This window comes from Candidatus Formimonas warabiya (assembly GCF_002777255.1).
Classification (GTDB): Bacteria; Bacillota; Dehalobacteriia; order Dehalobacteriales; family Dehalobacteriaceae; genus Formimonas; species Formimonas warabiya.
Window position 1 is genome coordinate 836,457 of record NZ_CP017634.1, and the last position, 16,814, is coordinate 853,270.

Here is a 16,814-nt window from a genome sequence, read left to right on the forward strand (position 1 = left end):
TTACTACGTATTTAGCTCACTCAGAGTACATCAACCCTTTTCCCGTAATTTGACATAATTAATCGAAAAATACTTGCCCAAATTAGCAGGAAAACTAGCAAAAGATGTTGTATTATGCAATAATAACCAAAATATGAGGGTGAGAAAATGCATGTGGCGGAATTTAGAGAAAACCCGGGACAAGGTGGGAGTTCTGCCTTCTCCACATGGATGAGAGAAGTATTTTGCTTAAATAATAATAGCGCTTTGGGTGACCTATGGGACCAGTTCTGGGCGGAATCATCGGATGCCGTCCTTGTGGGGGATCAAGAAATGAGGGTGATCTGGGTTAACCGGTGCGCACAAGAGCTTTTTTCTTGTCAGGAAGAGTTGACAGGAGAAAAAATTGATGGTCACATTTGCGCTGATAAGCCCTTGGGGGAAACGATCCAGCGCCTGATGAGAGAATCATGGGAAAGAAGAGCCGAGCACCGGTTGGTGGAAAAGGCTTGGCTCAAAAATCGGCCTTTTCTTTTTTTGCTGGAGACCCGTTTCTTAAAGCTTGAGAACACTCAGGCGGCCGGGTTGATGCTTACGGTGAAAGATATTACGGAACACAAGATCTTTTATGAAGAGACCAACCGGCGTTATATGCAGAAAATAGTAAACCAGGTGGCCTCCGGGTTGGCCCACGAAATAAGAAATCCCTTGACCGCAGTAAGAGGTTTTATTCAACTGCTTCATGAGCAATTAAAAAAATCATCCAAAAAAGAATATCTGCAAGTGGCTTTAGATGAATTGGACCGGGCCAACTTTATGATCAAAGATTTTTTGCTCTTTGTGCGGCCGGCGGCGCCCAATTTTTCTTTGGTACATCTAAAACAGGTGTTGGAGGAAGCGGTCTCCGTGGTAAAACCAGACGCGGAAGCAAAAAGATTGCCTGTACCATCGGTTTCCGGCGATGTTTTTCCTTTAATGTATTTAGATCCGGAGCAGATTTGCCGGGCCCTGGTCAATGTTTTAAAGAATGCCGTTGATTTTTCCGAAAAGGGCACCATTCGGATCTGGGTCCATAATGATGAAAAAATGGGCAAGGTGGTATTAAGTGTTCAGGATATGGGGCCGGGGATCCCTCCGGAAATTATCTCCCATATCTTTGAGCCCTTTTTTACCACCAAAGAGGAAGCCCCGGGCATGGGACTGGCCTTAACCTACAGTATTATCCGGAACCATGGGGGCGAGGTACATGTGTTTAACAATCCCGACGGGGGAACCACTGTAACCATGGAATTATTGTATGTTTCCCGCTATCCTGCTTCCTAGAATATTTTTACTTTTGTTGAATAATACTACCTGATAAATAGGGGTTTTTTGAGGAGGAGAAATAGTTGGCTGGAGAGAACTTAACAAAAATTGGGGAAAAGGCCGTAAAAATGGCCCTTTCTCTTGGTGCCTCATCGGCAGAAGTATTTTTAAGCCGGGCGAAAGACTTGACCATTGAAGTAAGCGAGCAGCAGGTTGAAACCATGAAACTGGCGGAGCAGCAGGGCCTAGGTATCCGTATTTTACAGAATCAGAGACTGGGATTTTCATACTCCTCGGCATGGTCGGATTCCGCACTGGATCAGCTTGTATCTCAGGCCATAGAAAACTCTCGCAGTACCGGAGAGGACAAATACAATATCTTGCCTGGTCCGGCAGAAAAATATCCGGAGGTTGCTCTTTGGGATGCTGACACAATACAGGCTCCTGTAGAAGAAAAGATTGATTTGGCAAAAAATATTGAGCAGGCTGCCCGAAAGTATGATCACCGCATCAAGATTACCGAAAGATGCGCCTATTCCGATTCCAGCTATGAGGTGGCTGTGGTCAACTCATTGGGGGTGGCCGGCCAATTTCAGGGTTCCTACTGCGGGGCTTCTGCTTTTGTGGTCGCGGAAGACCAAGGCGAATCTCAAACGGGTTTCAGTTTTCAATATCAATTAAAATATCAGGAAATTGACCCGGTTTTTTTGGGACAGGAGGCGGCAAAAAAAGGGGTTCGGATGCTGGGGGCCAAAAACATCAAGACCCAGGAAATGACAGCGGTCTTTGATCCCTATGTGGCGACAAATTTCTTAGGGAGTATTTCTCACGCTCTGTCGGCAGAATCGGTTCAAAAAGGGAAGTCCCGGCTGGCAGGAAAGATGAATACCCGGGTCGCGTCAGGATTAGTTACTCTGATTGATGACGGGGCCAAAGAAAAGGGGATTATGTCATCTCCCTTCGACGGCGAAGGAGTGCCTTCTCAAAAAACGGTGTTAATTGATCAAGGGGTGTTGAAGGGTTTCCTTTACAATACCTATGCCGCCGCCAAGGACGGGGTAAAGTCCACCGGAAACGGCATTCGAGGCTCCTATAAAGGTACCCCTGAGATCGGCACGACCAACTTCTATATCGAAAAGGGGGCCGTTTCCCAAGAAGACTTGTTGAAAAAGGTCACAAAGGGGATTTATCTGACAGAGGTCATGGGCATGCATACCGCTAATCCCATTTCGGGCGATTTTTCTTTAGGAGCGGCGGGCTTGTTGATTGAACATGGGGAATTAACCCAGCCGGTCCGGGGTATTGCCATTGCAGGCAACTTTTTTGATCTTTTATCTGCCATTGATGCAGTCGGCTCAGATCTTACTTTCTTTATCGGCAAAGGAAGTCCTACCCTTCGTATTGCAAAAATGACGGTAAGCGGTAGCTAAATTAATAAAAAGTTAAATACTGGTCAAAAAAATAAAACTATGATAAAATGCTAACGAAGGACGGGAGTGGTAAGGTATGCCAAAGTTGGTGGTATTGCACGGGCCGAATTTAAATTTATTGGGGAACAGGGAAACGGACGTCTATGGTCGTGTTACGTTGGAGGAGATTAATCAGAATCTTACCCGCTTGGCGGCGAAGCATGGGGTGGAAATTTTTTGCGCCCAGTCGAATTCTGAAGGAGAGATCATCGACATCTTGCACCGGGAGGGAGCAAATGCCGATTGTGTCATCTTGAATCCTGGGGCGTATACCCATTATAGTATCGCTATTCGGGATGCGGTGAAAGGTATTCATACTCCTGTGGTGGAAGTGCACCTGTCCAATATTTATGCCCGGGAAGAGTTTCGCCACGTTTCCGTGGTTGCTCCGGCCGCGAAAGGGCAGATCAGCGGTTTTGGTCCTTTCAGCTACCAGATGGCTTTTTATGCGGCATGGCATATCATGAAGGAAAATAGCTAGGGATAAAAGGCTTTTTTTCTGATTCAAATTTAATCATGTGCAACTAGGGGGTATTTCAATGATTTCATCAAACGATTTTAAAACAGGAGTGACCATCGAGTTAGACGGTGATGCTTACCAGGTAGTAGATTTCCAGCACGTGAAGCCCGGCAAAGGAGCAGCTTTCGTGCGTACTAAACTGAAGAATGTGAGAACCGGAGCAGTGGTGGAAAGAACCTTTGCGGCCGGGGAGAAGCTTACCAAAGCCCATTTGGAACGGAAAGAAATGCAGTTTCTCTACCATGACGGGGATGCCTTTATTTTGATGGACGTAAACAACTTTGAGCAAATGCCTTTGAGTGACGAACAAATGGGAGACGGGAAAAAATACTTGAAAGAAAACACGAACCTGTTTATCCTTCTTTTCCAAGGCAATGTGATTGGAGTAGATTTACCCAGTCAGGTAGAACTGACAGTAACGGAAACAGAACCGGGAATCAAAGGAGATACGGCCTCCGGGGGTTCCAAGCCGGCTACTTTGGAGACGGGAGCAGTTGTAAGAGTACCTTTCTTTATTAATGTGGGTGAGGTCATTCAAGTGAACACCAAGACAGGTGAATATATCGGACGGGCTTAGAAAAATTTGATTCATTCCTGATATGATTAAAATGGAAAAACATAGGGAACAATAGTATTGGTTACAATGAAAGGAGGTAATAATGTGAAGGATTTGAAACAGCAGGTTGCCTATTTGCAGGGTTTGGCTGAAGGACTGGGTATATCCAAAGAAACAAAAGAAGGCCGGGTACTTACTCAGATCATCGATGTGTTGGAGGGAATCGCCCTTTCCGTGGAAGATCTGAGAGCGCAACAGGCAGACATGGAGACCTATCTGGAAAGCATTGACGATGATTTAAATGAATTGGAAGAGGACTTTTACGAAGAGGAAGAAGACGATACGGATTACGTAGAGGTTAAGTGCCCCAAGTGCCAAGATATTGTCTGTTTTGACGCGGATATTTTAGAGGATGAGGATTTGATCGAGGTCACCTGTCCGCGCTGCAATGAAGTAGTATTTATTAACGACGGCAGCTATGATGACAAGTGTACCTGCGGCGAAGAGCACGAAGAGGAAGATGAGGAGCAATTGGTGGCGGAAAAGAAAAGTCATACGGAAGATCTCTAATCCATTTTCCCGGTTTGAGGGAGCAGTTTTCAGGTGACAGGGGAAAAAATACGATTTCAAGGAAAGAAGGTGCAAACCTTCTTTTTTCACATCTAACATTAAAATTTAAGACCAGAAAAACTGAAAAATAGGTCCCTCGAAAAAGTGCGGCAGACCAGCCGTACTTTTTTCGTTCTAATTTACTTGTCCATCTAATATTAATAATCAAAGGGGGACAAAGGTGACAACACTGGCAGAGATTTCTCGAGAAGGTTTAAAACGATCCGTAGCGGCGATCATACACCAGGAAATCATCCCATTTTTGTCTCCGGATCTGCGCACCTTGCTGGCTAAATTACCGGAGGTCCAACTTGATACTTTGGAAGAAATCAGGCTACGAGTGAATGCTCCGGTTTTACTGCGCCAGAGAAACGGTGATCAATACCTGGGTAAAGAGGGAGGACTAACATCCAGACGGGAAAGGGGTTATCTTTGCAGTTCCGAGACCATGCATAAAACGGTGCTTTTATTGTGCAACAGCTCTCTTTACGCCTTGGAAGAAGAACTGCGCAAAGGATTTATCACCCTTCCCGGAGGACATCGGGCAGGTTTTGTGGGACGGGCGGTATTGGACCAGGGCGCACTGAAAACATTAAAGCAGATTTCCAGTGTCAATATCCGAGTCGCCCGTCCTGTGACCGGAATTGCCCAAAAAATCATGAGGCATTTGGTACTGGGAAACAGTTTGCGGAATACTTTAATTATTTCGCCGCCCAGAGGAGGAAAGACCACCTTATTAAGAGACATTGTGGCGGCTCTTTCCGATGGTTTTACCGGATTTTTGCCGATAGATGTAGGTCTAGTCGATGAAAGATCGGAAATTGCGGGGTGCAGAGAGGGGATCGTTCAGATGCCTGTGGGGCACAGGACAGACGTTTTAGATGGTTGTCCCAAGGCAGAAGGAATGATGATCATGGTCCGGTCCATGGCACCCCAGGTGATCGCTACGGATGAAATTGGACGCAAAGAGGACGCAGACGCCATCCAAGAAGTGATTAATGCGGGAATTAAACTGCTGGCTACCGTCCATGGCGAGAGTAAGGAGGATATTTTGAGGAGGCCGGTGATTCGAGAGATTGTGGAAGAAAAGGTTTTTGAGAGATATGTGATCCTGAGCCGGAAAAAGGGCCCGGGAACGGTAGAAAACATTTACGACAGGAACTGGGAAACGGTGCTTCCAAAAGGGGGGGTTACAGATGCTTAAACTGGTGGGTGCCGGTTTGGTGGTGGCATCTTTTGGCGTCATGGGGACCATGCTGGGAAAAAATGTGGCCAAACGGCCGGATGAGTTAAGGCAATTGCAGTTTGGCCTGCAGGCTTTGGAAACGGAAATAATGTATTCCGCAACGCCCTTGCCCCAAGCACTGAGCATGGTGGCAAAACAAACAAGAGGAATGATCGCGGAGGTTTTTGCTCAGACCGGCAAAGAACTGGCGCAGGGCCAGGGACAAACGGCAGGGGAGGCCTGGTCTAAGGCACTAAAGGAGATACAGCCAAACTTGTTACTGGCAGATGGGGAAATCAGTATTCTGGAGCAATTTGGACAAGGCTTGGGAACCTCTGACCGGGAAGATCAGATGAAGCGTCTGACCAGTATCAGGATCCAACTGGCCGCCAAGGAACAACTGGCGGAAACAGAGCGGCGCCAGTACCAGAAAGTTTGGCAGACGCTAGGCTGGGCTGTCGGCCTGGTATTAACACTTTTGTTTCTATAAAAAACCTTGAAAAGGATTGGAATTTTCCACAAGAAAGGACGATACGCATGGTTGCAGATACAGGAGTGATCTTTTTTCTTACAGGCCTTGCCATTGCGGTGACAATCCTGCATACCTTTCTGAAGCAGGCAGGAAGAGACGAATATGCCTACATGACACTGGTGGTTGGTCTGGCGATCGGATTACTGAAAATAATTCCCGTGATCAAAACTCTTTTTGAACAGGTACAAAGCGTCTTTAAACTTTATTAGCACGCACGGGGGGAGATTTTGTGGAAGGTCTGTTTGCCATTTTAGGACTGGCCCTCGTCACGACCATACTGGCGGTCTTTGTAAAAGACAGCCGGATTCCGGAACTGGCGATTGTGATCACTGTTTTGGTGGGAACGATTATTTTTTTACAGGTGCTGCCCAAGATTTCGCACATTGTGGCCGTGTTTGAGGAATTGGCCTCCCGGGCCAGTTTAAATACATTTTACTTAGCCACTATTTTTAAAATTATCGGTATTTCTTACATTGCTGAATTTGGCGCCCAGGTATGCCGTGATGCGGGACAGGGGGCGATTGCCACAAAGGTGGAATTCGCCGCCAAAATATTGGTGATGGTATTGGCTATTCCCATCATCGCAGCAATCTTGGAATCTGTGGTAAGACTGCTTCCGTAATCGTATGGTAACTTTCAGCAGTCCTTTCAAGTATAAGTCGAAAGCCCAAAGTCGAAAGTCAGTTGAAGAATCTTGAAGTCCGGTGAAAAGTCTTCGGCTTTTGAAACTTAGACAGAATAGCAGCGGAATAATAAATCACTTTTGATTTTGACCTTTGACTTTCGACTGATTCCTTTAGGGAGTGTGAGACAGGATGGGTAAAGGATTGGGATGGCTGGTCATATTCTTTTTGGTTCTTAACTTGGTTTCCCCGCTTCCCACCCGGGCGGAAGAACCGGCTAACACCGCAGAGATGGCGGACAACCTTGATTTTTCCGAAATAGAAGAATATGTGGAACAGGTAGATCAGGAAATACAAGAGCATTTGCCTGAGCTAAGTATCAGCCGGCTTTATCAGGATCTCAAAAAAGGAGATTTTTCCTGGAATGTAAAGGATTTAGTGACCGGTTTGCTCAGATTCTTTTTTCAGGAAGTGGTGGCAAACAGCGGCCTCCTTACCAAGCTGGTGATCCTTGCTGTAGCAAGTGTGGTTTTGGCGAATTTGCAAAGCGCCTTTGATCAAGGGAACATTGCCATTTTAGGGCATGGGGTCATTTATTTGGTCTTAATCTCCATAGTGCTCAATTCTTTTTCCATTGCTGTGAACACGGGAAAAGAAGCCATAGACAGCATGACAGGGTTTCTCTATGCCCTGATGCCCTTATTATTGTCCTTGCTGGCCGCCATGGGGAATGTAACTTCGGCAGCTCTGATCCATCCTGCCATGGTGATGATGTTAGGTTTTTCGACAACCGTAATTAAAACACTGATATTTCCCTTTATTTATTTTATGGCCGTTCTGAATATTGTCAGCCATATTTCTCCTCAATTTAAAGTAACCCGGTTGGCCGGGCTCTTCAAAGATTTGTCTTTAGGTTTCTTAGGCATCCTGATGACAATATTCGTCGGGTTTTTAGGTATGCAGGGCCTGGCAGGGTCTGTGGCGGACGGGCTCACCATTAAAGCAGCGAAGTTTGCCACGGGCGCTTTTATCCCGGTGGTAGGAAAATCTTTGGCTGATGCTATGGACACCGTGATCGGCACTTCATTGATCCTGAAAAATGGCATCGGTTTTTTAGGGGTGGTGGTCATTTTTTTGCTGTGTGCGATTCCCGCGATCAAAATTATTGCCATGAGCTTAATTTACCGGATTGTTGCGGCCATTATTCAGCCTTTTGGAGACAATCAACTGGCAGAGGCATTGCATACCATGGCTAATTCATTGTTGCTGGTCTTTGCTGCCGTGGCATCGATCGGCCTGATGTTTTTCTTTATCATTACCATTACCATCGGCTCCGGCAATATTAGCATGATGTTCAGGTAGGTGAGAAGGATGCTCAATACGATAAGAGATTTGGTCCGTGATGTGACCATTATTGTGATCATCGCCGGGTTCCTGGAAATGCTTTTGCCCTCCGGTGAAATTAAAAAATTTGTCAAAGCCGTCATGGGATTATTTATTCTTGTTTCCATCTTAAACCCTTTATTAAGTTTGTTTGACAAGAATGTGGCCTGTGAAGTTTTAGCTTGGCAGAATCCTGCTCCCAACACCGAATTGACTTCCATTCTGCATCAAGGGGAAGAAATCTCCCGGCACATGAATGATAAAGCGGTGGATCTGTACACAAAGAATTTAGCAAAACAGATTGAAATGATCGTGAAATTGGTAAAGGGGGTGACTTGGGTCCAAGCCATGGTGGAAATGGAAAAAACGGGCAATCCCGATTACGGCAAGATTAGCAAAGTGGTGTTAGAGGTGGGCACCGGATCAAAAAATGGTGCTGAGACAGATTTGGAAAAGGTAGAGCCCATCGATATTAATATTTCGGGAGAAAAAAGGACTGCCCCGGAGAGTCCGGATCACGAGCAAATGAAAGTGCAGATCAAAGAAGCGCTCAAGAGTTTTTATAGCTTAAACGAAGAGCAAATTCAGATTACCATGATGTCTCAGAGTGAGGAGGAAACAGATGGTGAATAAAGAGAACAAAAATAAGGTACCAACGATCTTTAAAATCACAAAAGACCAGTGGCCCTTTGTTTTTAAGTTATTGACAATTGCCTTTGTGGGTATTGTGATTCTTAATTTTGCCAACTTTTTTTCCGGCCCCAAAGCCGCTGATTCTCAGGCGTCCCTGCTGCCGAAGAATCAAGATACCGGAAATGACCAGCTGGTCTATGTGCCGGATAGCAACACCCTGGAAAGCCAGCTGGAAAACATTTTATCTGAAATCGACGGGGTAGGAGATGTTTCGGTTTCCCTGGTGTTTGCAGAAGGGCCAACCAAGGAATATGCCGTGAATGTCAATACGACAGCTAGGGAAATCCAAGAAAAAGATCAATCCGGAGGAATCCGGACTACAAATGAAAAAACGGAAAATGGCCAAATGGTGATGGGGGAGGGAAATGCCCAGCCTGTCCTGGTTAAAGAGAGCATGCCCAAGATTCAAGGGATCTTAATTGTGGCGCAAGGAGCGGAAAATCCTCTCGTGAAAGAAGAACTGTTTCAGGCGGCAAAAACCCTGCTTCAGATTCCGGCTCACCGGATCACCATCTGTTCTAAAAAAGGAGGTTGAGAAAAAATGATGATGCTCACATGTTCAAGAAAAAAGGTTTTATTGGGAGTGCTCCTCATTTGCCTGATTTGGTTAGGTTATTTCAGCTTCGCCCGGGAAGAGAAAACCACCGTTTCCGTGCTGAAAAACGATGAGACAAATTCCGGGGAAAAAAGTACCCTGGTGGTGCCGGATGACACGACCGCCCCGGATACTATTTCAGTTACGGAAAATACGCCGGTAATTGATGGGGAAGATTATTTTGTCAATTACCGGATGGAAAGGGAAAAAATCCGCAGTGAACAGGTAGAAATCCTCCGGGAGATCGTCGATAACCCGAATTCCGTGAGCGATGTCCGAAAAGAAGCCCAAGAGAAGATGCTCACCCTTACCCAGACCATGGAAAACGAATTGAAATTGGAGAACCTGATCCGGGCAAAAGATTTTCCGGATGCCGTGGTATTAATTCAGCCGGAATCGGTTATGGTAGTGTTAAAAGGAGCCCAGTTAACCGACGTGGACAGCACAAAAATTGCGGATTTAGTTGCCAATACGACGGGTTGTAACTATGAAGATATCATTATCAGTACCAAAGATTAATTGTTATTTTTTCTCTCCTTTGGTATAATGTTATTGGCTGTGACTGGAAATTAACAGCGGTGGGGGTGTAAGAAGAAAAATGGAAAAACCGGTGCTGGAAAAACAAGCGGGGCGTGATTCCGGTTCCCTCCGTATTGCCGATGATGTAGTAGCGATTATTGCGGGACTTGCGGCCACAGAAGTGGAAGGGGTGGCCGGCATGAGCGGAGGAATTGCCGGTGGAATTGCGGAAATGCTGGGACGGAAAAATCTGTCTAAAGGGGTTAAAGTTGAGGTAGGAGAGACGGAGACCGCTGTTGATATTTTTGTCATCGTGGAGTTTGGGATCAGAATCCCTGACGTGGCTTTAAAAATACAGGAAAATGTCAAAAAAGCCATTGAAACCATGACCGGCTTAAAAGTAGTGGAAATAAATGTTCATGTGCAAGGCGTGGCTTTTCCCAGCACAGAGATTAAAGAAGAGGAAACAAGGGTAAAATAAAAAATATTCCCCGGAACCCGTTTACCGGGTTCCGGGTTTTTGCATATTCCCGGAATACCGGTACTTTTTTTATTCGTTGGAGGTGAGGATGATGAAAGTCTTCAACAAGTTTCTGGCGATTATTTTTTCCGTACTGCTTGCCATCATTAGTTTAATCACTCTGTTTATGGCCTTGGGCTGGACAACCCCCCTGGATTATTTAAACAGTGCTTTTAGTTCTTTTAATCTGCGCTGGATTATCGGCATTACTTCTGTGGTGATTTTGATTGCCGCCCTTAACTTGTTTTTCGTCAATTTTGTAAGCCACCCGGTCACCCATACGAAAATTGATCAGAATGACCAGGGAGAGATCAGCATCACCCTCCCTGCTGTGGAGGCTTTGGTAAAAAAAGCCGCTTTTCAAATCAAAGGAGTACGGGAAGTAAAGCCGGTGATTAAGTGCACCCCTGAAGGAATTGCCATTTTTATGCGCACGGGAATGCAGCCGGGGACCGTCATTCCCCAATCTGCCCAAGAGCTTCAGGCTGCCGTAAAGGCGTATTTGGAACAGACTGCCGGGCTTCAGGTGGTGGAAACAAAGGTTTTAATTACCAATGTGTCTTCTCAGGAAAACAAAAGCAGGGTTGACTAAGGAGGATTTCATGTGGATTGGGGAAAGGTTTTTTTAGAGCTCTGGACCCATCATCGCGGCAAAACCGTGGGCATCGGCATCGGCTTTCTTTTTGGACTGATGGTCGCCCTTTTAGGTTTTTTCGAGGCTGTCTTTATTTCTCTTTGCATGGTCGTAGGTTACTTTGTGGGTCGGAGAATCGACGAAAACATAGATTTTCGTGACCTGATAGATAGAGTGTTTAAAGACCATTAAACATAATTATTCAGTCTAAAGTTGAAAGTCAAATGTCAAAAGTCATTTATTTCTCCCTATCTATTCTGTCTAAGTTTCAAAAGTTAAAGCTTCACTGAGTTTCAAGACTCTTTGGTTGACCTCCGATTTTCCGACTTTGGACTTTTGACTCATGCTTGAAAGAAATGCTAAATAGTTACCATTAATCTTAAGGAGGCACCAGCGTGAGCAGGCGTTTAGCAAGGGAAAAGGCTCTTCAGATGCTTTTTCAAATGGATGTAGGGCAGAATTCCTTAGAGATGGCAAAACTGACCTTGGAAGAGACAACGTTGTCTCCTTTGGACAAAAGTTTCGCCCTCCAGTTGGTTGAAGGTACACGCAATGCTTTAGGAGAATTGGATGCTTATATCAAAAAGCACTCCGCGGAATGGGATATTGAGCGTTTGGCCAATGTAGACAAAAATGTGATTCGCATGGCCTTATATGAAATGAAATATCTTGCCGATATCCCTTTTAGCGTATCCATCAATGAAGCCATTGAGTTGGCGAAATCTTTCGGGAGTGAAGATTCCGGAAAATTTGTCAACGGTATCTTGGATAATATTCAAAAAGAAACTGATTTTAGTGCAGGTAATTAACGTATGATTATAGGCATTGACACCAGCTGCTATACCACCTCACTGGCGGTTATTGATCAGTCGGGGAATTTGATGCAGGACCTGCGGCGACTTTTAACTGTGAAGCAGGGAGGCCGTGGACTGCAGCAGTCGGAAGCGGTATTCCAGCATGTACAGAATTTACCGGCGCTTTTCTCTGACCTGGGTGAGAAAGTGGATTTACGCCAAATCAAAGCTGTCAGTGTGAGTACGAGACCCCGGCCGGTAGAGAAATCTTATATGCCGGTATTTACCGTAAGCCAGGGTTTTGGACAGGTCATCGCCCATACCCGGGCCCTTCCCCTGTTTTTTACCAGCCATCAGGAAGGTCATCTGATGGCCGGGATTTGGTCCGCCCAAGGACCAAAGGGAGCGGAATTCCTTGCCGTACACCTTTCCGGCGGTACCTCTGAGGTATTGAACGTGCAGAAAGATGGGCCGGGTTTTTCCATTAAGATAATAGGTGCTACGGGAGATTTGCATGCCGGACAATTTGTGGATCGGATCGGTGTGGAGCTGGGCCTGCCTTTCCCGGCCGGAAGTCACCTGGAAAAACTGGCCTCCTCCTGGTCTGAAGAGATACCTTATGTGCCCACGGGCGTAAAAGGCTATGATTTTTCTTTTTCCGGCCCGGAAACAGCAGCGCGAAGATTGTTAAAAGAGGGGGTTCCTCCTGCCGGTGTGGCCAGAGCGGTAGAACACTGTGTGGCCGCCACCTTGGAAAAGGTGCTGAAACGAGCAGTACGGGACAGTGGTCGGAGAGAAATCCTTATTGTGGGCGGGGTGGCCTCAAACTTCTATATCAGAACCTGGTTAAAGAACCGCCTGGAGCATCCGGCTGTGGGCGCCCGGCTCTATTTTGCGGAACCCAGATTTTCCACAGACAATGCCGTCGGCGTTGCTCAGCTGGGATTATTGTCCCTTATTTCCACGTCCTAGGCAATCGGAACACCTCCTGGATATAGCCCCAAACGGAGATAGGACTCATCAAAATTTGATAGCATAAAACAAACAGGACAAATCCTAAAACATTCCTGCGTATTTTTAAGTGTAAAGTGCCGAAGACTTTTTTCTGATAGCAATACAAAATGTAGTTTTGGAGCAAGGAAAGAGGGATGACAAAAAGCGTGGTGACGCCGACGATCCAATAATATCCCCCAAATGCCAAAACCAGTCCCGGAATCCAGCAAAATGTGTAAACAAAATCCAAATAAGGCATGATCAAGTTGCAGCCTGTAAGATATTTAACGGAATAAACAGGCTGTTTCCATGGTTTGAACAATCTTAGCGCTTCAATCATCCCTCTGGCCCAGCGGCTTCTTTGCCGGAAAAAATGTTTCAATACCACAGGCACATCTGTAAAAGCAACGGCCAAGGGTTCAAAATAGACCCTCCTGTTCTTCCTCAAAAAACTCCACGTTAACACAATGTCTTCACCAATGGCGTCCGGCCATCCTCCGGCCATTTTAATGGCCGAGGTCTGGTAGATAGAAAATGCCCCCTGAGCCACCAATGTTCCCTGGAACAACCCCTGCAGCCTCTTTGTGCTAGCGATTCCTAAAAAATAATCCCACTCCTGAATTTTTGCCAGCCAGGTACTCCTGCTGTTCCGGACCAAGATGGTTCCCGCCACAGCGCACACGTCTTCGGGAGCAGTCTCCATTCTTGAAACAATATAACGGACAGCCGAAGGGTGCAATAGGGTATCCGCATCCAGGGTTAAAACATATTCCGTTTCTACATACTGGAGTCCTGTATTGAGGGCAAAGCTTTTACCGCTTGTGGGCTCCTGTATGACGCATACTTCTATTTGCATCTCTTCCGCAGCCTTTAAAGCGACTTCCTCTGTATAGTCCTTTGAGTTATTGTCAATCACAACGACGCTGATCTGTCCCTGGTAATCTTGGGCAGCGATGTATTTCAGGGTATTTCTAATCCTTTTTTCTTCATTGTAACAGGCGATCAGGATGGTCACATGTTTCTCCGGCTGGTCATCCTTTAAGGGTGGTTGGCGGTCCAACAAAAGGCTAAATACCATAAAAGCATTCATATAACCGGGAATATAAGCAATACCTCCAATAATGAGGATACTGAACAACAAACCGATGTGAAAAGCCAATTCTCTCATCCAGGGAAGGGAAAGGTAAATGGACAGCATCACCCACATCAAGGCCATGATCATACTGATGGTAAATTTTGTTTTCACCGGGATATAAAATGTTTTTTTCCCATGCTTTATTTTCCATCTGAATGGGGGAACAATTTGCTGGTTAGGTGGCAGTTGTTGATTCATATTTACCTCCACATCCCTTACTTTGCATGATATAATCTAAGCAATATCGCTGGCAATGCTATATTGCTTCCGGATGTGGAAAACTGTGGGCAAAAGCGAATAATTAAAAAGATTTTCAACAAAAGACAAAAAAAAGGGGTTGTTTGATGAACTGTTTTTGTTTAGACTTGTAGAGTAGGATAAATATATCCTTGACCAAGTAAGGAGTAGAGAGGAAAAAAGGGGGAGTGAAATCAATGCAGTGTTGCTGTGGGGAAGAGAAGAAGCTGGAAAATAGATTTCCCGATAGTGATGTTGACCTTCAGCCGTTGAATGCTGTTTTGGAAAAATACAAGGGAATTCCGGGAAGTTTAATCACAATTCTTCAACAAGCACAAGGAATTTACGGATATCTGCCCAGAAAGGCGTTGGCGCATATCGCCGATGTGATTGGGGTTAAACCGGCCAAGGTTTTGGGTGCGGCTACCTTTTATACCCAGTTCCGGTTTAAGCCTATCGGCAAGTACCTGGTAATGCTCTGTCAGGGAACGGCCTGCCACGTGAACGGGTCGGAAAAAATTGAGTATGCTTTGTGTGATGAGCTAAACATTAAAGATGGCGAAACGACGCCGGATAATTTATTTACTTTGGAAAACGTGGCATGTCTGGGTTGCTGCAGTTTGGCACCGGTGATGATGATCAATGGAGAAGCCTATGGTAAGCTGACTCCTGATTCGGCCAGAAAGGTGATTCGGGAAATATATAAAAAGGAAACCAACAGTTAGGAGGTGTGGCAGGTGAGAATTCGCGTCGGATTTGGCAGTTGCGGGATCGCGGCAGGGGCCAGAAAAGTGGTGGCCGAATTTGAAAAGGAACTTTCCAACAGAGGTTTGGATATCAAGATTGAACAGACCGGTTGTATCGGCATGTGTTTCAATGAGCCGCTGGTAGAACTCTTTGATCAAGACAATAAAGTCTCGGTATATGGAAAAGTGACGCCGGAAATAGTAAAAGACATCGTGGAACAGCATGTCATAGGAGGAAATCCTGTCCCGGATTATCTGGTTTCCGAGGACGATATGGGTTTCCTGAGAAAGCAAAAGCGGGTGGCTTTGAGAAACTGCGGAAAAATTGATCCGGAATCCCTGGATGATTATATCGCCGCAGGGGGTTACCGGTCTTTTGAGAAATGCCTCAAGGAAATGACCCCGGAACAGGTCATTGAAGAAATTAAAACTTCCGGTTTGAGAGGAAGAGGGGGAGCCGGTTTCCCCACTTGGTTTAAATGGAACGCCACCAAGGAGGCGAAAGGATCGCCCAAATATATTTTATGCAATGCGGATGAGGGGGATCCGGGCGCCTTTATGGATCGCAGCTTGCTGGAAGGCGATCCCAACAGCGTCATGGAAGGGATGATGATTGCCGGCTATGCGGTCGGAGCTGTGGAAGGGATTTTCTATGTTCGGGCGGAATATCCTTTGGCCATTAAACGATTGGAATTAGCCATTGCCCAGGCCCGGGAAAAAGGACTATTGGGGAAAAACATTTTGGGCACCAATTTTAGTTTTGATCTCAGGATCAAGGCCGGTGCCGGCGCTTTTGTGTGCGGGGAGGAAACGGCGCTCATTGCTTCCCTGGAAGGGGAAAGAGGCATGCCCCGGCTGAAGCCCCCATTTCCGGCTCAAAAGGGGTATTGGCAAAAACCCACCAATATCAATAATGTAGAAACCTACGCCAATGTGCCCTGGATCATCAGCAATGGGGGATCTGCCTTTGCTGCCATGGGTACCGCCACCAGTAAAGGAACCAAAGTTTTTGCTTTGGCCGGAAAGATCAAGCGGGGCGGCCTTGTGGAAGTACCCATGGGGCTGACTTTAAGAGAAGTGATCTTTGATATCGGCGGGGGAATCATTGGAGACAAGGATATCAAAGGCGTGCAAATGGGCGGCCCGTCCGGCGGGTGTATTCCCAAAGATTTGTTGGACACGCCCATTGATTACGAATCCATTACCAAAACCGGCGCCATTATGGGTTCCGGCGGCATGATCGTGATGGACGAAACTACTTGCATGGTCGATATGGCCCGATTCTTTTTAGATTTTACCCAAAAAGAATCCTGCGGTAAATGCTATCACTGCCGGCTGGGCACCAAGCGGATGCTGGAGATCCTGAACCGGATTACCAAGGGGGAAGGAAAAGACGGAGATATCGAATTACTGGAAGAACTGTCCGTAAAAATCATCGAAGGCTCCTTGTGCGCGTTAGGAGGTTCCGCCCCCAATCCGGCCAAGAGTACCATCCGTTATTTTAGAGATGAGTATGAAAAGCATATTTACGATAAAAAGTGTCCATCCAAAAAATGCAAGCCCTTGTTAACCTACACCATTCAAGAAGATACTTGTACCGGCTGTACCCTGTGTGCAAAAAAATGCCCGGTGGGAGCAATCAAGGGCGAACGGAAAAAGCCCCACGCAGTGGATCAAAGCCTGTGCATCAAATGTGGAAATTGTGCTGACGTGTGCCGTTTCGGAGCGGTACAAGTTGATTAAGAGA

At 46.1% G+C, this 16,814-nt stretch carries 21 protein-coding genes; 20 read left to right on the top strand and 1 reads right to left on the bottom strand.

Translation table 11 applies throughout. The annotated features are described in order from the left end of the window. The first annotated feature begins 147 nt into the window (after positions 1-147). From DCMF_RS03790 to DCMF_RS03875, 18 genes are all read left to right on the top strand, one after another. Positions 148-1,302, top strand: a complete 1,155-nt coding sequence (locus DCMF_RS03790) for a two-component system sensor histidine kinase NtrB (RefSeq protein ID WP_148133193.1) — start codon at positions 148-150, stop codon at positions 1,300-1,302. A 65-nt stretch (positions 1,303-1,367) separates the two neighbouring features. After that, complete coding sequence (locus tag DCMF_RS03795) at positions 1,368-2,714, top strand: TldD/PmbA family protein (RefSeq protein ID WP_236860177.1); 1,347 nt, start codon at positions 1,368-1,370, stop codon at positions 2,712-2,714. Between the two features lie 76 nt (positions 2,715-2,790). Continuing rightward, a complete protein-coding gene (gene aroQ, locus DCMF_RS03800) occupies positions 2,791-3,234 on the top strand; it encodes a type II 3-dehydroquinate dehydratase (protein ID WP_148133194.1) in 444 nt (147 codons plus the stop codon). A 58-nt stretch (positions 3,235-3,292) separates the two neighbouring features. Next, positions 3,293-3,850, top strand: a complete 558-nt coding sequence (gene efp, locus DCMF_RS03805) for an elongation factor P (RefSeq protein WP_148133195.1) — start codon at positions 3,293-3,295, stop codon at positions 3,848-3,850. Positions 3,851-3,934: 84 nt separating this feature from the next. Further along, positions 3,935-4,399, top strand: coding sequence for a CD1247 N-terminal domain-containing protein (locus tag DCMF_RS03810; protein ID WP_214659068.1), 465 nt, complete (start codon positions 3,935-3,937; stop codon positions 4,397-4,399). 220 nt (positions 4,400-4,619) lie between these two features. Further along, complete coding sequence (gene spoIIIAA, locus DCMF_RS03815) at positions 4,620-5,642, top strand: stage III sporulation protein AA (RefSeq protein ID WP_236860178.1); 1,023 nt, start codon at positions 4,620-4,622, stop codon at positions 5,640-5,642. Beyond that, positions 5,635-6,153, top strand: coding sequence for a stage III sporulation protein SpoIIIAB (spoIIIAB, locus tag DCMF_RS03820; protein WP_148133196.1), 519 nt, complete (start codon positions 5,635-5,637; stop codon positions 6,151-6,153). The genes spoIIIAA and spoIIIAB overlap by 8 nt, the downstream gene beginning before the upstream one ends. A 47-nt stretch (positions 6,154-6,200) precedes the next feature. After that, positions 6,201-6,404: a stage III sporulation protein AC gene (gene spoIIIAC / locus DCMF_RS03825; protein WP_148133197.1), complete on the top strand. Its 204-nt coding sequence runs from the start codon at positions 6,201-6,203 to the stop codon at positions 6,402-6,404. A 20-nt stretch (positions 6,405-6,424) separates the two neighbouring features. Then, entirely contained in the window at positions 6,425-6,817 is a 393-nt protein-coding gene (gene spoIIIAD, locus DCMF_RS03830) for a stage III sporulation protein AD (protein WP_148133198.1), read from the top strand. Between the two features lie 193 nt (positions 6,818-7,010). Then, positions 7,011-8,180, top strand: a complete 1,170-nt coding sequence (gene spoIIIAE / locus DCMF_RS03835) for a stage III sporulation protein AE (RefSeq protein ID WP_148133199.1) — start codon at positions 7,011-7,013, stop codon at positions 8,178-8,180. A gap of 9 nt (positions 8,181-8,189) precedes the next feature. After that, positions 8,190-8,834 (top strand): stage III sporulation protein AF, encoded by a 645-nt coding sequence (gene spoIIIAF / locus DCMF_RS03840; RefSeq protein WP_148133200.1) that lies wholly within the window; start codon positions 8,190-8,192, stop codon positions 8,832-8,834. Beyond that, positions 8,824-9,429 (top strand): hypothetical protein, encoded by a 606-nt coding sequence (locus DCMF_RS03845; protein WP_148133201.1) that lies wholly within the window; start codon positions 8,824-8,826, stop codon positions 9,427-9,429. Before spoIIIAF ends, DCMF_RS03845 begins: the two co-directional genes overlap by 11 nt. 6 nt (positions 9,430-9,435) lie before the next feature. Then, positions 9,436-10,008: a SpoIIIAH-like family protein gene (locus tag DCMF_RS03850; RefSeq protein ID WP_148133202.1), complete on the top strand. Its 573-nt coding sequence runs from the start codon at positions 9,436-9,438 to the stop codon at positions 10,006-10,008. A gap of 79 nt (positions 10,009-10,087) precedes the next feature. Continuing rightward, positions 10,088-10,489, top strand: coding sequence for an Asp23/Gls24 family envelope stress response protein (locus tag DCMF_RS03855; RefSeq protein ID WP_148133203.1), 402 nt, complete (start codon positions 10,088-10,090; stop codon positions 10,487-10,489). An 88-nt stretch (positions 10,490-10,577) separates the two neighbouring features. Next, positions 10,578-11,120 (top strand): alkaline shock response membrane anchor protein AmaP, encoded by a 543-nt coding sequence (gene amaP / locus DCMF_RS03860; RefSeq protein ID WP_148133204.1) that lies wholly within the window; start codon positions 10,578-10,580, stop codon positions 11,118-11,120. 12 nt (positions 11,121-11,132) lie between these two features. Next, on the top strand, positions 11,133-11,354 hold the full coding sequence (locus tag DCMF_RS03865) for a DUF2273 domain-containing protein (RefSeq protein WP_148133205.1): 222 nt from the start codon (positions 11,133-11,135) through the stop codon (positions 11,352-11,354). A 203-nt stretch (positions 11,355-11,557) separates the two neighbouring features. Continuing rightward, entirely contained in the window at positions 11,558-11,971 is a 414-nt protein-coding gene (gene nusB / locus DCMF_RS03870) for a transcription antitermination factor NusB (protein WP_148133206.1), read from the top strand. Positions 11,972-11,974: 3 nt separating this feature from the next. Next, entirely contained in the window at positions 11,975-12,928 is a 954-nt protein-coding gene (locus tag DCMF_RS03875; RefSeq protein WP_148133207.1) for a tRNA (adenosine(37)-N6)-threonylcarbamoyltransferase complex transferase subunit TsaD, read from the top strand. On the opposite strand, the gene DCMF_RS03880 is transcribed toward DCMF_RS03875, so the two are convergent. Next, positions 12,912-14,282, bottom strand: coding sequence for a glycosyltransferase family 2 protein (locus DCMF_RS03880; RefSeq protein WP_148133208.1), 1,371 nt, complete (start codon positions 14,280-14,282; stop codon positions 12,912-12,914). The two genes, DCMF_RS03875 and DCMF_RS03880, sit on opposite strands and share 17 nt — an antisense overlap. A gap of 236 nt (positions 14,283-14,518) precedes the next feature. On the opposite strand from DCMF_RS03880, the gene nuoE reads away from it, so the two are divergent. Both nuoE and DCMF_RS03890 read left to right on the top strand, forming a co-directional pair. Further along, on the top strand, positions 14,519-15,046 hold the full coding sequence (gene nuoE / locus DCMF_RS03885) for an NADH-quinone oxidoreductase subunit NuoE (RefSeq protein ID WP_148133209.1): 528 nt from the start codon (positions 14,519-14,521) through the stop codon (positions 15,044-15,046). Between the two features lie 12 nt (positions 15,047-15,058). Then, the gene (locus tag DCMF_RS03890; RefSeq protein WP_148133210.1) at positions 15,059-16,810 is read left to right on the top strand and encodes an NADH-quinone oxidoreductase subunit NuoF; all 1,752 of its coding nucleotides are present in this window, start codon (positions 15,059-15,061) and stop codon (positions 16,808-16,810) included. Positions 16,811-16,814 lie beyond the last annotated feature (4 nt).

Bases quoted from the DNA above. Each gene is read 5' to 3' on its own strand.
- DCMF_RS03855 (WP_148133203.1), top strand. From the start codon at position 10,088: ATGGAAAAACCGGTGCTGGAAAAACAAGCGGGGCGTGATTCCGGTTCC.
- efp (WP_148133195.1), top strand. From the start codon at position 3,293: ATGATTTCATCAAACGATTTTAAAACAGGAGTGACCATCGAGTTAGAC.
- spoIIIAB (WP_148133196.1), top strand. From the start codon at position 5,635: ATGCTTAAACTGGTGGGTGCCGGTTTGGTGGTGGCATCTTTTGGCGTC.
- aroQ (WP_148133194.1), top strand. From the start codon at position 2,791: ATGCCAAAGTTGGTGGTATTGCACGGGCCGAATTTAAATTTATTGGGG.
- spoIIIAC (WP_148133197.1), top strand. From the start codon at position 6,201: ATGGTTGCAGATACAGGAGTGATCTTTTTTCTTACAGGCCTTGCCATT.
- amaP (WP_148133204.1), top strand. From the start codon at position 10,578: ATGATGAAAGTCTTCAACAAGTTTCTGGCGATTATTTTTTCCGTACTG.
- DCMF_RS03875 (WP_148133207.1), top strand. From the start codon at position 11,975: ATGATTATAGGCATTGACACCAGCTGCTATACCACCTCACTGGCGGTT.
- nuoE (WP_148133209.1), top strand. From the start codon at position 14,519: ATGCAGTGTTGCTGTGGGGAAGAGAAGAAGCTGGAAAATAGATTTCCC.
- DCMF_RS03845 (WP_148133201.1), top strand. From the start codon at position 8,824: ATGGTGAATAAAGAGAACAAAAATAAGGTACCAACGATCTTTAAAATC.
- DCMF_RS03850 (WP_148133202.1), top strand. From the start codon at position 9,436: ATGATGATGCTCACATGTTCAAGAAAAAAGGTTTTATTGGGAGTGCTC.
- DCMF_RS03880 (WP_148133208.1), bottom strand. From the start codon at position 14,282: ATGAATCAACAACTGCCACCTAACCAGCAAATTGTTCCCCCATTCAGA.
- spoIIIAE (WP_148133199.1), top strand. From the start codon at position 7,011: ATGGGTAAAGGATTGGGATGGCTGGTCATATTCTTTTTGGTTCTTAAC.
- DCMF_RS03790 (WP_148133193.1), top strand. From the start codon at position 148: ATGCATGTGGCGGAATTTAGAGAAAACCCGGGACAAGGTGGGAGTTCT.
- spoIIIAF (WP_148133200.1), top strand. From the start codon at position 8,190: ATGCTCAATACGATAAGAGATTTGGTCCGTGATGTGACCATTATTGTG.